Here is a 16,965-nt window from a genome sequence, read left to right on the forward strand (position 1 = left end):
GTTCAGGATGACGGAGTTATGTTCAGGATGACGGTGTTGTGTTCAGGATGACGGTGTTGTGTTCAGGATGACGGTGTTATGTTCAGGTTGGCGCTTGACCCTGTAACAGATTTTGTGTAACTGCCAGTTTTAAATAAAGTCCTTTAAGCGGTCTTCGAATTCAATCATAAATCGATTCAAGGCCGTTTTCCAGTTTCTTATCGGCATCGTCCATTTCTTGGATGCTGCATCTATCGCAAGATAAACGACTTTCCTCGCTGAATCATCAGACGGAAATAGCTTACGTTTTTTAATCGCCTTTCGGATAACACTGTTAAGTGATTCTATCGCATTCGTTGTGTAGATAGCTTTGCGAATGTCTTGGGGGTATTTGAATAACGTATTTAGGTTTGACCAATGTGCTCGCCAAGAACGACTGATTTGTGGGTATTTATCATCCCAACGTAAGCAGAAGTTATCGAGTTCAAGTAGTGCCTCTTCTTCTGTTACTGATTGATATATTCGCTTCAAATCAGCGGTGACAGCCTTGTAATCTTTCCAGGGAACATACTTCATCGAATTACGCACCATATGAACAATACAAAGCTGAACTTGGGTTTGAGGGAATACGGTATTAATTGCCTCAGGAAACCCCTTAAGGCCATCAACACAAGCAATCAGGATGTCATTTACCCCTCTATTTTGAAGCTCTGTCAGTACATTCAACCAGAACTTAGCTCCTTCGTTTTCCGATATCCACATACCCAACAGCTCTTTATGGCCTTCGATATTCACACCTAAAGCCAGATAAATAGCTTTATTGATAACGTGTTTATCTTGTCTGATTTTTACAACCAAACAGTCGAGATAAACAATAGGATAGACTGAATCTAATGGTCTAGCTTGCCATTCAATGACTTGCTCTATCACGGCATTGGTGACACGAGATATCAATGTGGGTGAAATGTCAGCATCATACATTTCTTTGAACGTATCAACGATTTCCCTCGTTGTCATGCCTTTAGCATACAGGTACAAGATTTTATCGTCCATTGACGTAAATCGCGTTTGGTTCTTTTTGACTAATTTGGGTTCAAAGCTTCCTTCTCTATCGCGTGGGGTTTCAAGCTCAACTTGACCGTCTTCGGTGCGAATAGATTTCGAGGAGTAGCCATTTCGGCTATTGTTCGTGCTGGATTGCTCATGAAGTGCATAACCAAGATGTTCTTCAAGCTCAGCATTTAAAGCGGCTTCAACGGTTATCTTTGTTAATATTCTACGAAAGTCGGTTAAGTCTTGCTCGGACTTAATACCTTTAGCTGCTTGTTTAGCAAATACTTCTAATTCTTTCTTATTCATAGTCTGCCTATCCTAAACCCTATATGGGTATTAATGATAGGCAGTTACACAGATTTTGTTACAGGGTCTGGCGCTTTGTTCACTATGACGTTGCTCTTTGGGAGCAACGGAATTACTTTGTCTGTATCAAATCAAATTCACTCAGTGCAGTGATACTTTGCTGTAACTTCGACTCTAGTTGATCTAACTTCTTTAAGCTTTTACAAAACTGCGCAGCTTTTAATTTAACTTCTTGTGCGCGGGGTTCAATGTCAAGCTGCAAATCCTTTTCCATACCTTTGATACGTTGGTCAAAGGTTTCTACGCGCTGTTCACTACTGCTTGCTTCGTTGGTGGTCATTGCTTCACCAACGGCCATTAAAATAGTGCCAATTGATTCGGTTACGATACTTTCAATTTCTTGTTCAAAGGCGCCAGCAAAAATTTCATCAAAATCAGCAAAATCTTGCGAAGCAATATAATAATTAGTATCGCTATGGTTAAAACGTTCTCTTAAACGGTATTGCATCTCATCGAAGCGCTCTTGAATTTTTTGATGTGAGGCGCTATTTTCACCCGTTAAACCCGCAATAACTTTGTTTACTGCTTTTAAATCAATATCAACACCTTCAATCGCTATCGCCACTATTTCAGGGATTTGTTTACGAATGCCTTGGCTGTATTGCGTGAGTAATTGTCTTTGTTCTTCATTGAGGGCTATCTCACGCCCACGAATAAATAATTGTTGATCATTATTAATCTGAACGTAGGTTTGGCTTTCTTTCAAAATACGTACATGAGAAGGGTTGATTACCACACCATGATTAAAGTTTATATCGCATTGCTGTGCTGAAGCTGTACCAGCAATTAAGCTCGTTGCAATTAAAGCAAGAGTATTAATTTTCATCGTTTTCCTAATGTAACTAAAATGATATTGATGGAAAATGTTCAGTAATATTCTATGTATTAACGATAGGATTAAAATGAATTTTTCTTTCTTTATAATTCACCTTAGTTGGTCCATATTCACGGCGAGATCTATCTTGGAAGTCGCCAACAATCATTTGTACACCGTGATAAAGTTTCTCTGTTGCTTCTATATAGACACTTGCCATATAGGTTTGTATTTGCTCTTCAAAAGCTTCTTTTTCGTTAAGGATCTCACCTACGCGATGAGCATGAAACTTATAAGTAGAAACCAGTTTACTGAGCATCTCAGGGTTTACTTTATCGGTAGGCAACTTTTTGAGTTTATTAACGGCTAATTGTAATTCTGTTGATTTATCAGAATCAACTTTTAATTTAAATTCAATGTCTTCTAACTGTTCTTTCATTAGATCCACTTTTTTGGAAAAGCTTATAATGGTGCTGCTTCCTGCTGTTGCGCCTACAATACCGGCATGAACAGATTTTCCCGCTTTTATGTAACCAGCGATAAGCTTACCATTAGCTTTTTCTTCAGTGCCTAACCAAAGTGTCTCTTCAACATCAATAATGCTGTGCATCATTTGGTTTTCAATACGTAAGGAGTGACAAGATATTTCAGCATATTGAGCATATTTTGCGAAAATATCACCTTTAGCAGATATATAAGCACTCATTTTAATATTATCGAGAGATTGACCTTCAACGTCTTGTTTTTTACCAATAATGCCACTACCAATAGTAATGTCACCACCAGCTTCTAAGGTTGCTGACTCAACAAAACCACCAATTGTGATATCGCCGGTTGCCGTTACTTTCATACCCTCACAAATATCACCATCAATAATAACACTGCCTTCAAATTTGATATGCCCAGTACTGATATCAACATTTTTTATGCGATAAACCGGATCAACTTCCATGCCGTTATCAATAATTCTTGGTAAGCCGACCAGTGTCGAGATTAAGACTTTATCATTCTTAGGGCTTATTGTTGTACCTTCGCCAGCGGTTAGCGTGATGTCATCTCCTGGTAAAGGATCTAGGGCAGAGCCAGTCACAGTAAAACCTTTAACACCTTCGGTAAGCATAATTTTTTTCGCGAGCGGATCGCCAACTTTCACACAAATTATGTCACCTAAATCGCGCATATCGACACTTCCATCTTCGCGATCTTTAGGACGTAAAATTCTATCTTGGGCGCTTTGCACTAACCATTTTATTTTTGAATTTTTACCATTAATGGCAATTTTACCGTGGGCAATTTCGCCGGTAATTATAGAGCCAGCAGGTTCTTTCGCGGCTTGATGAGCAAGTTTTAATAATTGCTCTTTGGTAAAACCTTTGCTAACACCAGCTTCTTGAGCAGAGTTGAGAATGGCCTTAGCGGTTAAATGTTTACCACCAAGCGCTGTTGAAATCTCAGCTGTTGCAGACATTTCATCTTTATCAATGGTAATTGAAATAGTCGCGTCTCTGCGCTCAAGCACTTGATAACTAATTTCTCGGCCAGATTTATTCGTTTGAAGGGGTTTTAGGACACTATTAAGTTCGGCGATGGCATTTTTTATATTACCATTATCAACATATAAATCTTTAAATTCAGAATTTTCTATTAGTTCATGGACGCTGGCTTCTGTTACCTGTGTATCATCTTTAACCGGTTGCAAAACAAGGTCAATATTATTTTTTTTATTTGTTACTAAGCTTGCTTGAGTCACGCTAGATTTACTCCAATATTACCACTTAAAATATCGATTAAATGTAGTTTTCCTGGTGAATTTTAATGAAAGAGCCAGTATTTACTTTTGAATAATCAATTTTATATTCTTTGTTATCTAATGCTTGTATAAAAATTAATGTTTTATTCTCTCCAAAAACGTCTGTTGCACTAACATCAACAACATCTTGATAGGCTTTCTTAGCGTCAGCTTTCTTATTTGGAACTTCACCTTTGTAAATACCTATACCACGGTTACTTACAATCACTACAGGGTGACCGCCATTTATAATCAATAAATCAAATTTTCTCATCTTATGGATAATGGTATTACGACCACTCGTGATGAAGTTTTTTTCTATCAAAATATGCTCCTATTTCTACTCAAACGTCTAGCAATATTAGTTACCCAAATAACGAATATGCAGCTTTATAATTCTATTCTAGTTTATTCTGCCTATAAATATATAAAGATTTGATTTATGGCGCAATAAAAATGACATTTCTTTCAATATTATTATAGTTAATACCTAACGTTAACATGCATACAACATATTAAGGCTATATATTAAAAATAAAGTGGTGTTTGACTACTCTCAATTAATAACCGTCTTATTAAATCAAGAGATCTTGCTGCTACCGTACGTTGAAAGTTTTCCCTATTTGCCTTTATACAAAAATATTTGGTGTGTATTTTATCTTTATTACCCCAAGCTATCCAAACTGAGCCAACGGGTTTTTCTTTACTGCCACCCGTTGGGCCAGCTATACCTGAAACGGCAATAACTAAATCAGCTCCTGCTATGGCTAATGCACCTTCTGCCATCGCTATTACTGTCTGTTCACTAACCGCGCCATGTTGTTCAAGTATATTTTCATTAACATGCAATAGTTTGCTTTTCATATTATTTGAGTAAGTTACAAAGCCAGCCTCAAACGAAGATGATGACCCTGAAACTTTGGTTATTTCGCTGGCGATTAAACCGCCGGTACAAGACTCTGCTGTTGTTATTTTAAGATTTTTTTGTTGGCATAACTGCAATACTAGTTCGGCTAAAGAATAAGGTTTATCTTTAATCTCTTCAATGATGTGATCATTTAATAAGGTTTTAATTTTTTGAATAAGATCGATTTTTATTGATAAATGCTCATTTTTTTCAACGGTTAACTTTAATTCTATTAATGGCGAAGATGCACGAAAACCGACTTCAACTTCTTTAGGCCAATCGGGAAAGTTTTTTACCAACATTGACTGAAGGGTTGACTCGCCAATACCAAATAATTGTAAGCGAGTAATATCCATTTCCGCAGTGAAGTTAGATTGTGAGGCCAATTCAGGAATGATTACTTCATCAAGCATTATGTTAAGTTCACTGGGGACTCCCGGCGTACAAAAAATTTGGCAATCATTCAGTGTTAAGGAAAAACCTACTGCGCTGCCTACTCGGTTGGCAATAATATTACAATTTTCTGGCAGCAGGGCTTGCTTTAAATTAGCCTTACCTAAATGAGCATTACGTTGTTCACACCAGGTTTTTAGGTGGGCCAATGCTATAGGATGTTGCTTTAAAGAGCGTTGTGTCGCCATCGCTAATGCTTGCGCGGTTAAATCATCTGTTGTTGGACCAAGCCCGCCATTAATAATTAATACATCGGCATCTTTTGTTAAGTGTTCTATTTCCTTTGCAAGTAAATCAAGATCGTCAGCTAAGGTCACTTTTCGACTAATTTTTATGCCAATGGCTTTACATTGTTGAGCGATCATTGCTGAATTACTGTCGACAATATCTCCCGTCATCAATTCATTGCCAGTAAGAAGTAAGTGCACGTTAGCGATGGTCATTTATAAATCCTGTTAATAGGTAAAAATTACCGTTAGGTTACTGTAAAAGTTGAATTGTTGTTAGTTATTAAGAGCAGGAAAGGTCATTTAAAAAAGTAAAATAAAATTTAAACCTTTTCAATGCCATTGTGTACTTAACCATTATAGTCATTAAAATAGTTAATAAAACTCAAGGAAATTTCATGAAACAGTCATTTAAGAAACAACTTACTTTAGCCACAATTTTATCACTTGCTAGTATTAGCACCGTATATGCAGAAGTTAAAGATACCATTGAAAAATCATTTGTTGTTAATGAACAAACAAGTTTACGTTTAGCTAATATAAATGGTGGTGTTGATATTCAAGGTTGGAGTAACGATGAAATTAGAATAACAGCAACAGTGACCGCGGAAAATCAAACTGATAGAGACCGTATAAACCTTGAGTTTTCTGAAAGTTCTAGGGGCGTTAGTGTTGAAACTATATACCAAAAACAATCATCTTGGGGGCATAATAATAGCTCTGGCAAAGTTGATTATATTGTTATGGTTCCGTTTGGCGCGGCATTAACCGATATAGAATTAGTAAACGGTTCATTGGTGATTGATAAAGTACAAGGTGACATAAAAGCGAATACAGTCAATGGTACTATTAGTGTGCAAGGCTTAGCTGCAAACCTTGAATTAAATTCAGTTAATGGCAGTATTAATGCGACCTACCAGCAAGTTAGTAACAACATCGACAGCGTGGAGCTAACAACGGTCAACGGCAGTATTAAACTTTATATGCCTGGTGAGCTCAATGCCACGATTAATGCCGAAACCATGCACGGTAGTATCGACACGGCATTTGGGCTTTCAAGTGAGAAAAAAATGTTTAGTGGTCGTCACTTATCTGGGACAGTCGGCAGCGGCGATATTACGATTAATTTAGAAAGTGTCAATGGCAGCATTAAGGTCTTAAAAAACTAATTTTTAATAAAACGTCAAGCGCTTTATTTAACCACAACAATCAATGTTGTGGTTTTTTTTATTTGGTTGTCGGTGAAAATAATGCACAATAGTATTTATATCTGACAGAGTTATTAAGGCGTGTTTTAAGTGAGTGAACAATATAACCGAGCATTATTAGCCGGCCGTTGGTATCGTATGGAAATGAACGACGTCGGTCACCAACTTGTTGAGTATGCTGAGCTTTGCCTTGATGGTAGTTTTGAATTTTCTTTTGTTGAACAAACGTCTCAGGGCGAAATTGTTAGCCAAATTATTGAGTTAGGCGATTGGGGATTAGTGGGAGATATTCACTTTACTATCACACAAGAAGAAGTTGTTGACGGTGAGCATTATCGAGCCGATTTAAATGATGAAAATAACTATCAGGCTTATAAAGTTTTAGCCTTAGACAGTCAAATTTTCAAATATCAGCACATTGTTAGTAATGAAGTGTTTATCCTGCGCCGAGTTGTTGATAAAATCGGTCATTGTTAAATTCAGTTATTCTTCAAAAATAAGAAAAATTACCCTTTTACCTAATATGTAGTTGAGAAAAAATGAAAAATATAAAGGCAGCAAGTTTAATTACTGCGATAAAAACCCCTTACAACGCACAGGGTGAAATTGACCTTGTTACTTATGACAAGCTGGTTGCAAAGCAAATAGCGGCGGGTGTTGACGGTATTGTTGTCGGTGGTACTACAGGTGAAGGACACTTATTAAGTTGGGAAGAGCATTTAATGTTAATCGCTCATACCGTTCATCAATATAGTGACAAACTTATTATTGTTGGTAATACCGGTAGTAATAATACCCGAGAGGCAATTAAAGCCACACAAAATGGGTTTGCCATGGGTATGGATGCAGCATTGCAAATTAATCCTTATTACGGGCGAACCTCAATGGCGGGTGTTGCTGCGCATTTTAACAAAGTCTTAGATATTGGTCCTGCGTTTATCTATAACGTACCAGGAAGAACGGGCCAAGACCTTACACCTGATTTGATCGAACCTTTGTCAAAGCATAAAAACTTTATTGGCGTGAAAGAATGTGGCGGCAATGACCGTATTGCTTATTATGAAAAACAAGGTATTGCTTGTTGGTCAGGTAATGATGATGAATGTTATGTTGGTCGCCACCAATTTGGCTCTCACGGTGTTATTTCTGTAACCTCGAATCTAGTGCCTGGCCTAATGAGAACATTAATGGACAGTGAAGATGACGAACTAAATGAACGTTTACAAAGCCTGATGAAATGGTTGTTTTGTGAGCCTAACCCTATTGCCATAAATACCACGTTAATGATGACAGGTGCCGTTCAAGCTAACTTTAGATTACCTTACTTAGCGTTGACACTAGAGCAACGTCAAATCGGTTTTGATCTGTTAGCAAAACTTGATGCGGCTGAAATTGTTGGTGATAAATTAGCTCTGCTTAATGATAGTGATTTTAATTACTGTTCATAAACAACACTTAGCCAAGAACATTTAATGAGGGCATTAAATGTTCAGGCACTTTAAACGACTTCTGCTCTGCGGTTAGCGGGCAAATAAAATTAAGTGCCACGGCGCACAGCTGTAAGTTAATACTTTCTTCAATGCTGGCGTCGCCAACTTCCCCGTGTAATCTATCGCCAACCACCGGCATATTAATACTTGCAGCATGACTTCTTATTTGGTGTTTTCTCCCCGTATCAATAATAACTTGCACCAACGAGGTGTTATTTTTTTCATTATATGCAAGATGGCTAAAATGGCTGCTGGCGCTTTTACCATCGACATCACAGGTTAATGTATCAGGTTGTGGTCGTAAACGATGATCGCCGTGAATAATAATATGATAAATTTTCTCTAAGTCATGTTTTTCAAACATCGCACTTAATGCGCGCGCTGCTTTTTTACTATGGGCAATTAGAATTAATCCGGTGGCTGCTCTATCTAAACGGTGAACAATAAATGCGGGGCGCTCAGGGGTTAAATGTGTTTGAGCCCAACGGGCAATCGTGCAGTGATCACTCCACTTTGAACCTTGGGATAACATACCGTAAGGTTTATACCATACGCTATAATCATCATCGTCATTAATTAATAACGCTTCATTAGGCTGTTGGCTTAATACTTGTTCGTCATAATAAAAGTGTAGGGTATCGGTTACTTGTAATGGCTTTTTTATGCGTCGCAAACGCTGTGTGCTTTTACCACGGGTTAACCATAACGCACCTCGTTGAATAGCCTGTTTTAATTGAGCATTACTTAATGAGCATGCTTGGTTAAGTTCGCCAATAATGCTGCTATTTTCTGTATTAACATCAATGTGAAGCTCAAATTTATGTAAGGCTATATTCAAGGTGAGTGATTCGTTGGTAAGTTATATCGCTAGTTTACCAAAAATAATCGCTAACTGAATTGGTATTATGTTTTTCATCAGATAAAATAGCGAATTAATGCCTACAAAGATAAGATGAAAAATAATGAACCGTGATTTAGCCCTATTTCCACAAGACAATGTTGGTGATGCCTTATGGCAAATGATGATTGATGGTGATGATTTAAACCAAGCCCGTGAAATTGAGTTTTCAGTGATATTTCCTAACGAAGAAGCCGCTTTGAAATTTGGTCAGTTACTTTTAGAAAACAATCAAAAACTCTCTTTTTGTCCTTATGAAGGCAATGATGATTTTCCTTGGGAAATTACCGCTTATCCTTTTGTTGGCGCCAGTTATGAAAATATTAGTTCCTACCAAAATTTATTGATTTCAAGCGCTGAGCCGTTAGGTGGTCAATATGACGGGTTTTATTGCGCCGCTGTTTAATTTAGCGCTCTTATATTAATAAAAGTGCAGATCCATTGACTATTACCCAGATGCTGAAAGCTATTTAGCATTAATAAGGCAGCTTTATGCTTGATATAACACAGTTTGACCTATTAAAAAAAAGCAGTGCAAAGTCATTTAACGATCAAAAAGCATTGATTAAAAAAGTGATGGCGGGCCGTGAAATGAAATGTGAAACTTGCGGCAGTATACTGCGTTTAATTGTCCCTGAAGATAAAAGTACTCCGGGTGTTTATTGTGGCAAAGGCTGTACCGATATCTGTTTAGACTTTATTTAAGCGATAAAGTAAATTTAACTCACTGGAGCAGAGCGACAATTTTCTTTTATTAATTTATTATTTTCTATCGGTATTTATACTGTCGCTTCAGTTTCTAAGATTGCTTGCCAATCAGGGAGTATTGAAGCACCAATGCCAGTACAGACTTATTACCAAGCGTATTCAATAGTTTGATATTCACCGGTGGCTAAAACCTTATTGATTCATCGACCATAACCACTTTTAATTTATCGAGTGCATCACAAGGTGCTCGATTGATAAAGGGCATGATTTGTCATTTCGCAATATAAATTGAAGGTTGCTGAGCAATAAGCCAAGCTTTTTCGCAGTAAGTTGATGGTTGTATTGTCAGATAATAGTCTTGTCAGATAGCAAAGACGTTTTTGTAGTTTTCAACTGAATGAGCTGGAATAACAGGCCTGTCACAAGGCTTTTGTGAGTCAATCAAGGTTAACTGGATATGATCAATCTCTTCGGTGATTTTATTAATAAATCGGGATTTTCAGAAAAAAGAGGGTGAATAGACTTGGCGTTGTCAGCGATTTCTTATGCTTTTACCGGTAAAGAAAAAATAGTTAAAGTAAAAAGTGCTTATCATGGCGCTTATGATTATGCTGAAGTCAGTTAGACCGAAGCACCGATAAACTCAAAAGAGAATATATACATGAGTGCCTTTTCAACAAAAACTGAAAACAGCGGACAAAATGAAGTCTTTATTTGTGATGCAATTAGAACTCCCATTGGCCGTTATGGCGGCTCGCTAGCGACTATAAGGGCTGATGACCTAGCCGCCTTACCCTTAAAAGCATTAATGGCACGAAATCCAACTCTAGATTTTAGCCAAGTAGACGATGTTATTTTAGGTTGTGCTAACCAAGCAGGGGAAGACAACCGTAATATTGCTCGTATGGCAACGTTATTAGCCGGCTTACCTTACCAAGTACCCGCAACAACGCTAAACCGTTTATGTGGCTCAGGGTTGAATGCTGTCGGCATTGCTATGCAGGCGATTAAGTCAGGTGAAGCTGAAATGATTATTGCCGGTGGTGTTGAAAGTATGACTCGGGCGCCTTTTGTGATCGGCAAAGCGGAAAGTAATTTTTCGCGTACTCAAGAAATGTTCGATACGACTATGGGCTGGCGCTTTGTTAACAAAGCACTCGATAGCGCTTATGGTACTGAAAGTATGCCACAAACAGCAGAAAACCTTGCCGAAGAGTTTAACATTAGCCGAGCAGACCAAGACAAGTTTGCTTTTGCTAGCCAGCAAAAAGCGGCGAGTGCCCAACAAGCTGGATTTTTTGCCGAAGAAATAATGCCTGTCAGTGTTATAAAAGGTAAAGAAGAGCCTATTATTTTCTCTCAAGATGAGCATCTTCGCCTAACAAGCTTAGAAAAAATGTTAGCACTCAAACCTTTTGTTCATGCCAAAGGCAGTATTACCGCGGGTAATGCCTCAGGGATTAATGATGGCGCTGCCGCAATCTTATTGGCGTCAAGTCAATCGGTGCAAAAAAACAACTTAACCCCGATTGCTAAAGTGCTAGGTATGGCTGTCACTGGTGTACCGCCACGTATTATGGGGATTGGCCCAGTACCGGCAACACAAAAACTATTAAAACGTTTAAACTTATCGCTTGAAGATATCGACCTTATTGAACTGAACGAAGCTTTTGCAGTACAAGCTTTAGCTTGTATTCGCGAATTAGGTTTACAAGATGACGATCCGCGTATTAACCCACAAGGTGGCGCTATTGCCTTAGGGCATCCTTTGGGCATGAGTGGTGCGCGTTTAATAACGTCTGCGGCTCGACAACTACAACGTACCAATAAGCGTTATGCACTGTGTACCATGTGTATTGGTGTCGGCCAGGGCATAGCCTTAATTATTGAAAGAGTTTAAGCCATTTAAAAGCCGAACAGCTAAAAAAGGGCGTAGGGTATACTCCCTTTTTTGTCTGTGCTAATAAATAGCGACCACTAGTTTAGCGATATTATCTCGAGCTAAATGATAACTTATTTTCTATTTTTAAGTAGATAGTGATTTTTAGCGAAGGTTTATAACAAAGGTTTATACAAAGAAGATGACAGCAATGACCCGATCCCATTTACTTTTATTTTTACTTACTGCCTGTGGCTTTATGGTGAGTATTTTTTTTAAGCCTTATCCGCTGAGCTGGTTAGTAAAAATTTTGCCGATTTTAGTGTTATTGCATTTTTCATGGCAAAACAGTAGAGGTACTAAAGAACGCGCTCATAAGTTATTTATGATCGGTTTGGTTTTCTCTATTTTTGGCGATTTCTTTTTAGATTATGACCGAGTAAATTGGTTTGTACTCGGTTTAGCGGCTTTCTTAGTAGCTCATCTTTTTTACATCTTTAGCTTAAAGCCCTTAGTAGCCAAGCCTATTATCAGTAAACGTTTACCACTTATTGGGCTCTATTGTATCTATGGCGTTGGCGTGTTTTTGGTCATATATGCTGGCTTAGGCGAGTTATTTATCCCTGTATTGGTTTATATGACCATACTGCTATTAATGGGGATCACCACCTTACTTTCACAAAAAGCTAATATTTGGCTAATTATCGGTGGGCTCAGTTTTATTCTTTCTGATTCATTCATCGGGCTTAATCAGTTTTATCATCAAATACCTTATGCCAGTGTTTGGATCATGGTTAGCTATTACTTCGCCCAACTGGCATTAGTTAACGGCATGTTTACTCAGGATAATAATTTAGCGTAGTTGTGGTTAACTATCGCCTAACTTATCGACAATAAAGTCGATAAAGCATTTCACTTTAGCGGGCATATTTTTTCTGCTGGGATAAACCAAGTAAACACCAATGTTTATTGGCATAAAGTCTTCAAACAAGGGCACTAATTTCCCTGTTGCCACTTCTTCACGTAAATTAAATAATGGCATACGAATAATACCTTGTCCTGCTAAGCATAACGAAATCATCATTTCTGAGTTATTACATGATACTCGACTGGTTACATGTGTTTGCGTTACTTGGCCATTCTGGGAGCTGTACTGCCAAGTTTCGGGCGTTTTTAAGTTACGGTAACTGATCATGTGATGATCGACCAATTCATCGGGATGTTTAGGTCGACCATATTGTGTTAAATACTCAGGAGAAGCGAGTGTTAAGCTAGTTGAGTTCATAAAACGTCGGCTAATTAAGCTTGAGTCTTCAAGTTGCATAGCGGCTCTTATCACAATATCAAAGCCATCAGCAATCAAATCAACTTTATGATCGTTTAAGTCGATATCTAAGGTTACTTTCGGATACTTAGCCATAAATTCAGCGAGGATCGGCCGAATACGAGAAACACCTATACCAATAGGACAGCTTAACTTTAATCGACCTTGCGGTATTTGCTGACGTCCAGAAAGGCTATTTTCAACGTGTAAAGCATCTTCAATGATCTGTTGGCATTGTTGATAATAGACTTCGCCTTCCGATGTTAAACTTAAAGTTCGGGTCGTGCGGTGTAGCAAGCGGACGCCTAAACGGGTTTCTAGCTTACTAACCTCCTTGCTGATATAAGACGTAGAGTGCTGCATTTTTTCAGCGGCATTGACAAAACTTTTGCTTTGCACAACTTGGACAAAAACAGCTATACCATCAAGTAAGTTACTTTGACTTTGTGAAGAAGAAAATAGTGTATTAGCTTTCATATGGAAATAATGTATCTGTAAGTAAGTTATTAATCTTATATAGGAAACAAATTACACTATCTTCACTGAAATACCTATTGTTACCTTTTCTTACCTTTGGAGTTTATATGAAAATTATCGCTTTTGCTGCCAGTAGTAGTCGTCAATCTATTAATAAACAGTTAGTGAGCTATGCCGCTAGTCTCGTTGAAAATGCACAAGTTGAAGTACTCGATATTAATGATTATGAAATGCCTTTATATAGCGCTGATAGAGAAGCTGAACTCGGTAAACCGCAGTTAGCACAAGACTTTCTTGATAAAATAGCCACTGCAGATGCTTTGGTCATAGGTTTTGCCGAGCATAATGGTTATTATACGGCCGCCTATAAAAACTTATTTGACTGGAGCTCTCGCACGCTACAAAAAGTCTATCAGCATAAACCTATGGTTTTATTAGCGACGTCACCAGGACCTGGTGGAGCTGCAACTGTTCTTGCCGCCGCTGTAGGATCGGCACGATTTTTTGATGGCGAGGTAAAAGCCCATTTATCTATTCCTAGTTTTTATGACAATTTTGATGCCGACAAAGGACAGTTAAAAAAGGGTGAGTTAGCTGAAAAGCTCGCTTCAGCTATGGCTATGCTCAGCCAATAATTTTGCTAATATCTGGTATTGTTCTTGATCAGGTATGCCAAAACGCAAAGCATTTTTTTCGTCGCACAAGCGCACGTAAAGTCCTTGGCTACAGAATTTTTGATAAAGTTCTGTAGCTTGGGGATGAAAGAGGGTTTTAAATAAACCACACCCAGTGATGGTTCTGCTTAGGTCATCGCTTTTATTTTGGTTGGGTAAAAAAGTTTTCGCTAATAACGCTTCTAACTTTATTGATAAGGCGATTAACTGCTGTTGTTGTGATACTTGCCAGACTTTATTCTTTAAGGCTTGCGCAGTAATAAATTGAGCCGGGCCATTAACTTCCCAAGGTGAAGATAACTGCTGTAGTTTATTTATCCAAGAAGGGTGTGCACTTACAAAGCCGATTCTGATCCCCGCTAAGCCAAAAAATTTACCAATTGAACGTAACACAAAAAGATGTTTATTAGCCGTTAAGTGGATCAGCGATTGACTCGGTGTTATGACATCCATAAAAGCTTCATCAACAATTAACCAACCTGACAATGATTCAAGCGTCGTTAACAGTGTGGTTAATGTTTGCTGTTGCTGTAATTCACCGGTTGGATTATTAGGGTTAATCACCACAACAATCGCGTAGCGAGATAGCGCTTCGCAAGTGGGTAACTGCTGATAATTTTTTATGGTAAAACCAGCATCATGCCATGCTCGTTCATGCTCTTTATAGCCCACTTCCGGTAACCATACCTCTATCCCGTTTGCTGGCTGATTGATATGATTAAGATAGAGTGCAGGTAAACGAGCAATAACCGCTTGGCTACCGCTCGTTACGCTAAGATTCTGTGTACCATAATAATTTTTAGCCGCAGATAGCATTGCTTGGTTTGGCTGTGGTAACTGTTGCCAGATATTTGTAGGAATAGTGGGGATCGGGTAATTAATTGGGCTAATACCTGTTGACAAGTCTAGCCATTTTTCGAAAGGAATTTGATAGTGTTGGGCAACTTCATTGAGCTGACCACCGTGTACTAACAGGGGCGAACTTTCATTAGCTTTATTGTCCATCACAAATTTACACTATAAAAGTAATGCAGGAATTGATAGCAAAAATAAGTAAAAATCAAAATAATAACCGCTTTATTGACCAGGTTTATACTACGAAAAATATCATTTTTAACAACGCTATTACCGCAACCTAATGGTATCGACGTTACTGCCTTGCCATGATAAGTCGCTGTTCCACCCAGCGTGAAGTTTAGAACGCTGGCGCCCGTCGCCATTACCCAACCGCCATTTAGGCTTTTATAATGCTGGCCTTGTCGATAACCATTATTTAGCGCACTGATCATTTTTGAGTAAGACAAATTTGTTTGGCAAGCATAAAGTAATGCGGTAATTTTTGCACTTGGCCAACCGAGTAAGTCGTCCATGCGGGCAGCACACCAACCAAAATTGATAAAACGTTGATTTTTATAGCCCCACATTGCATCTAATGTATTGGCGAGTCGATGTAAAATCACCAGTGGAATACCACCAATAATAAACCAAAAGAAACTAGCAACAGCGGCGTCATGACCATTTTCTAGGACAGACTCAACGGTTGCACGGGAAATTTCTTGTTCGGATAGGTCTGCTGTATTTCGGCTAACTAAATAACCACAAAAATATCGTGCGGTGGCTAAGTCATTTTTATTAAGGGGATTAAATATTTGTAAAGCATGTAATTGTAGACTTTTTAAACCGATAGCGAAATAAAGGACTAAGGCATCTAAGCACCAAAAAAATAGCTGGTTTTGGTGAAAGTAATAATAAAGAATAGGTAAAGGTAAACATAAGATAAGCCACGATAAAATCCCCAATAATCGAGGCAACAATATGGAGGTTGTTTTCGGTGTCGCATGCTGAAAGTTAAAGGTATGCTCTATTGCAGTACTTAACCAACCAAAGCCTACTAAAGGATGAAATCGTTTTACTTCGCCGAGCCAACGATCTAGCAGGTATGCCATCACCATGATCACAGAACTTGTCATCGCGGCATTATCACCGCTGAAGGTTTAGTGATGTCGTGTGTCGCTATAAGGGTAAATACTTTAGTTTTACACTGGTAGGCAAGCTGAAAAATGCAGCCATTATCAAAGGCTTTTTGTTGACTGTTAATTGCTTGTTTATCAGAAAAATTTTCAACAAACAAAGATAAAAAACAGCGTAATATATCGCCGTGACTAACCACAAGAATACTCTTAATCGCTATGTCGTTGGGCTTAGTGGTCGTTTTATCTTGTGGCGTTTTTTGATCATCACTAGTATTAGCAATCTCAATTAATGCTTGTTGAAAGCGAAGTGCGCAGTCAATACCCGATTCTCCACTCGGCGGTGCGGAGGCGTTTACTTGATGAAAAATAGCATGGAAGTTTTTTTCTAATTTAACTTCGTCAATAACTTTTCCTTGCCAGAGGCCAAAATCTCGCTCGATTAAGGCCGGCGCAAAGTTAAGTGGACAATCTACTGTCACCTGACAAATTTCAGCGGTACTTTTTGCTCTTGGTAATGTTGAGCTTACAATAAGGTCTATCTTGTGATCAACTAGTTGCCTAGCAATTCCATCAGCTTGTCGATAGCCTTTATCGGTTAAAGGGCTATCTAACTGTCCTTGAAACTTCCCTATTTTATTCCACTGTGTTTCGCCGTGGCGCGTAAGATAAAAATTAATAATCGTCATTTATGCTAATACTTACTGATGCATTGATAATATTACAAAATATTTTAGCATAGCTTGATG

Annotated in this window: 18 protein-coding genes; 8 read left to right on the forward strand and 10 right to left on the reverse strand. The window is 38.3% G+C overall.

Going from position 1 to position 16,965, the window contains the following annotated elements; genetic code table 11:
- Positions 1-129: 129 nt before the first annotated feature.
- The 5 genes from H4J69_RS17230 to H4J69_RS17250 form a co-directional block, all read right to left on the reverse strand.
- Entirely contained in the window at positions 130-1,338 is a 1,209-nt protein-coding gene (locus H4J69_RS17230; protein ID WP_182217854.1) for an IS256 family transposase, read from the reverse strand.
- 112 nt (positions 1,339-1,450) lie between these two features.
- Positions 1,451-2,224, reverse strand: a complete 774-nt coding sequence (locus H4J69_RS17235; protein WP_182217855.1) for a DUF2884 family protein — start codon at positions 2,222-2,224, stop codon at positions 1,451-1,453.
- A 52-nt stretch (positions 2,225-2,276) separates the two neighbouring features.
- Positions 2,277-3,962 (reverse strand): DUF342 domain-containing protein, encoded by a 1,686-nt coding sequence (locus H4J69_RS17240; RefSeq protein WP_182222817.1) that lies wholly within the window; start codon positions 3,960-3,962, stop codon positions 2,277-2,279.
- A gap of 37 nt (positions 3,963-3,999) precedes the next feature.
- The gene (locus H4J69_RS17245) at positions 4,000-4,326 is read right to left on the reverse strand and encodes a hypothetical protein (RefSeq protein ID WP_146800730.1); all 327 of its coding nucleotides are present in this window, start codon (positions 4,324-4,326) and stop codon (positions 4,000-4,002) included.
- A gap of 203 nt (positions 4,327-4,529) precedes the next feature.
- The gene (locus tag H4J69_RS17250) at positions 4,530-5,804 is read right to left on the reverse strand and encodes a CinA family nicotinamide mononucleotide deamidase-related protein (protein ID WP_182222818.1); all 1,275 of its coding nucleotides are present in this window, start codon (positions 5,802-5,804) and stop codon (positions 4,530-4,532) included.
- Between the two features lie 182 nt (positions 5,805-5,986).
- Here H4J69_RS17250 and H4J69_RS17255 point away from each other — a divergent pair, with 182 nt between their 5' ends.
- The 3 genes from H4J69_RS17255 to dapA all read left to right on the forward strand — a co-directional run bounded on the left by H4J69_RS17255 (position 5,987) and on the right by dapA (position 8,244).
- On the forward strand, positions 5,987-6,757 hold the full coding sequence (locus H4J69_RS17255) for a DUF4097 family beta strand repeat-containing protein (RefSeq protein WP_182222819.1): 771 nt from the start codon (positions 5,987-5,989) through the stop codon (positions 6,755-6,757).
- A 129-nt stretch (positions 6,758-6,886) separates the two neighbouring features.
- Positions 6,887-7,273 carry a hypothetical protein gene (locus tag H4J69_RS17260; protein WP_070374454.1) on the forward strand — a complete coding sequence of 129 codons (387 nt, stop codon included), beginning with the start codon at positions 6,887-6,889 and terminating at the stop codon, positions 7,271-7,273.
- Positions 7,274-7,335: 62 nt separating this feature from the next.
- Positions 7,336-8,244 carry a 4-hydroxy-tetrahydrodipicolinate synthase gene (gene dapA / locus H4J69_RS17265; protein ID WP_182217862.1) on the forward strand — a complete coding sequence of 303 codons (909 nt, stop codon included), beginning with the start codon at positions 7,336-7,338 and terminating at the stop codon, positions 8,242-8,244.
- Positions 8,245-8,251: 7 nt separating this feature from the next.
- On the opposite strand, the gene H4J69_RS17270 is transcribed toward dapA, so the two are convergent.
- Positions 8,252-9,124 (reverse strand): RluA family pseudouridine synthase, encoded by an 873-nt coding sequence (locus H4J69_RS17270; RefSeq protein ID WP_182244935.1) that lies wholly within the window; start codon positions 9,122-9,124, stop codon positions 8,252-8,254.
- Positions 9,125-9,248: 124 nt separating this feature from the next.
- Here H4J69_RS17270 and H4J69_RS17275 point away from each other — a divergent pair, with 124 nt between their 5' ends.
- The 4 genes from H4J69_RS17275 (at position 9,249) to H4J69_RS17290 (ending at position 12,633) form a co-directional block, all read left to right on the forward strand.
- Positions 9,249-9,590, forward strand: coding sequence for a ribonuclease E inhibitor RraB (locus H4J69_RS17275; RefSeq protein WP_070374451.1), 342 nt, complete (start codon positions 9,249-9,251; stop codon positions 9,588-9,590).
- An 86-nt stretch (positions 9,591-9,676) separates the two neighbouring features.
- On the forward strand, positions 9,677-9,889 hold the full coding sequence (locus H4J69_RS17280) for a hypothetical protein (protein WP_070374450.1): 213 nt from the start codon (positions 9,677-9,679) through the stop codon (positions 9,887-9,889).
- A gap of 664 nt (positions 9,890-10,553) precedes the next feature.
- On the forward strand, positions 10,554-11,792 hold the full coding sequence (pcaF, locus tag H4J69_RS17285; RefSeq protein ID WP_182204376.1) for a 3-oxoadipyl-CoA thiolase: 1,239 nt from the start codon (positions 10,554-10,556) through the stop codon (positions 11,790-11,792).
- 190 nt (positions 11,793-11,982) lie between these two features.
- Positions 11,983-12,633: a lysoplasmalogenase gene (locus H4J69_RS17290; protein WP_182252005.1), complete on the forward strand. Its 651-nt coding sequence runs from the start codon at positions 11,983-11,985 to the stop codon at positions 12,631-12,633.
- Between the two features lie 6 nt (positions 12,634-12,639).
- On the opposite strand, the gene H4J69_RS17295 is transcribed toward H4J69_RS17290, so the two are convergent.
- On the reverse strand, positions 12,640-13,572 hold the full coding sequence (locus tag H4J69_RS17295) for a LysR family transcriptional regulator (RefSeq protein WP_182217868.1): 933 nt from the start codon (positions 13,570-13,572) through the stop codon (positions 12,640-12,642).
- Positions 13,573-13,679: 107 nt separating this feature from the next.
- On the opposite strand from H4J69_RS17295, the gene H4J69_RS17300 reads away from it, so the two are divergent.
- Entirely contained in the window at positions 13,680-14,207 is a 528-nt protein-coding gene (locus H4J69_RS17300) for an NADPH-dependent FMN reductase (protein WP_182244933.1), read from the forward strand.
- On the opposite strand, the gene H4J69_RS17305 is transcribed toward H4J69_RS17300, so the two are convergent.
- The 3 genes from H4J69_RS17305 to H4J69_RS17315 are packed head-to-tail and all read right to left on the reverse strand — an operon-like array spanning position 14,181 to position 16,905.
- Positions 14,181-15,251 (reverse strand): threonine-phosphate decarboxylase, encoded by a 1,071-nt coding sequence (locus H4J69_RS17305; RefSeq protein WP_182231007.1) that lies wholly within the window; start codon positions 15,249-15,251, stop codon positions 14,181-14,183. The two genes, H4J69_RS17300 and H4J69_RS17305, sit on opposite strands and share 27 nt — an antisense overlap.
- The gene (locus H4J69_RS17310) at positions 15,251-16,216 is read right to left on the reverse strand and encodes a CobD/CbiB family cobalamin biosynthesis protein (RefSeq protein ID WP_220466050.1); all 966 of its coding nucleotides are present in this window, start codon (positions 16,214-16,216) and stop codon (positions 15,251-15,253) included. Before H4J69_RS17310 ends, H4J69_RS17305 begins: the two co-directional genes overlap by 1 nt.
- On the reverse strand, positions 16,213-16,905 hold the full coding sequence (locus H4J69_RS17315; RefSeq protein WP_182244932.1) for a histidine phosphatase family protein: 693 nt from the start codon (positions 16,903-16,905) through the stop codon (positions 16,213-16,215). Before H4J69_RS17315 ends, H4J69_RS17310 begins: the two co-directional genes overlap by 4 nt.
- Positions 16,906-16,965 lie beyond the last annotated feature (60 nt).

Origin of the sequence: Colwellia sp. BRX10-9, assembly GCF_014077405.1 — a bacterium.
Classification (GTDB): domain Bacteria; phylum Pseudomonadota; class Gammaproteobacteria; order Enterobacterales; family Alteromonadaceae; genus Colwellia_A.

What these genes read in the sequence shown, in the direction of transcription:
- H4J69_RS17230 (WP_182217854.1), bottom strand. Translation starts at nt 1,338, where the DNA reads ATGAATAAGAAAGAATTAGAAGTATTTGCTAAACAAGCAGCTAAAGGT.
- H4J69_RS17235 (WP_182217855.1), bottom strand. Translation starts at nt 2,224, where the DNA reads ATGAAAATTAATACTCTTGCTTTAATTGCAACGAGCTTAATTGCTGGT.
- H4J69_RS17250 (WP_182222818.1), bottom strand. Translation starts at nt 5,804, where the DNA reads ATGACCATCGCTAACGTGCACTTACTTCTTACTGGCAATGAATTGATG.
- H4J69_RS17255 (WP_182222819.1), top strand. Translation starts at nt 5,987, where the DNA reads ATGAAACAGTCATTTAAGAAACAACTTACTTTAGCCACAATTTTATCA.
- dapA (WP_182217862.1), top strand. Translation starts at nt 7,336, where the DNA reads ATGAAAAATATAAAGGCAGCAAGTTTAATTACTGCGATAAAAACCCCT.
- H4J69_RS17275 (WP_070374451.1), top strand. Translation starts at nt 9,249, where the DNA reads ATGAACCGTGATTTAGCCCTATTTCCACAAGACAATGTTGGTGATGCC.
- H4J69_RS17280 (WP_070374450.1), top strand. Translation starts at nt 9,677, where the DNA reads ATGCTTGATATAACACAGTTTGACCTATTAAAAAAAAGCAGTGCAAAG.
- pcaF (WP_182204376.1), top strand. Translation starts at nt 10,554, where the DNA reads ATGAGTGCCTTTTCAACAAAAACTGAAAACAGCGGACAAAATGAAGTC.
- H4J69_RS17290 (WP_182252005.1), top strand. Translation starts at nt 11,983, where the DNA reads ATGACCCGATCCCATTTACTTTTATTTTTACTTACTGCCTGTGGCTTT.
- H4J69_RS17295 (WP_182217868.1), bottom strand. Translation starts at nt 13,572, where the DNA reads ATGAAAGCTAATACACTATTTTCTTCTTCACAAAGTCAAAGTAACTTA.
- H4J69_RS17300 (WP_182244933.1), top strand. Translation starts at nt 13,680, where the DNA reads ATGAAAATTATCGCTTTTGCTGCCAGTAGTAGTCGTCAATCTATTAAT.
- H4J69_RS17305 (WP_182231007.1), bottom strand. Translation starts at nt 15,251, where the DNA reads ATGGACAATAAAGCTAATGAAAGTTCGCCCCTGTTAGTACACGGTGGT.
- H4J69_RS17310 (WP_220466050.1), bottom strand. Translation starts at nt 16,216, where the DNA reads ATGACAAGTTCTGTGATCATGGTGATGGCATACCTGCTAGATCGTTGG.
- H4J69_RS17315 (WP_182244932.1), bottom strand. Translation starts at nt 16,905, where the DNA reads ATGACGATTATTAATTTTTATCTTACGCGCCACGGCGAAACACAGTGG.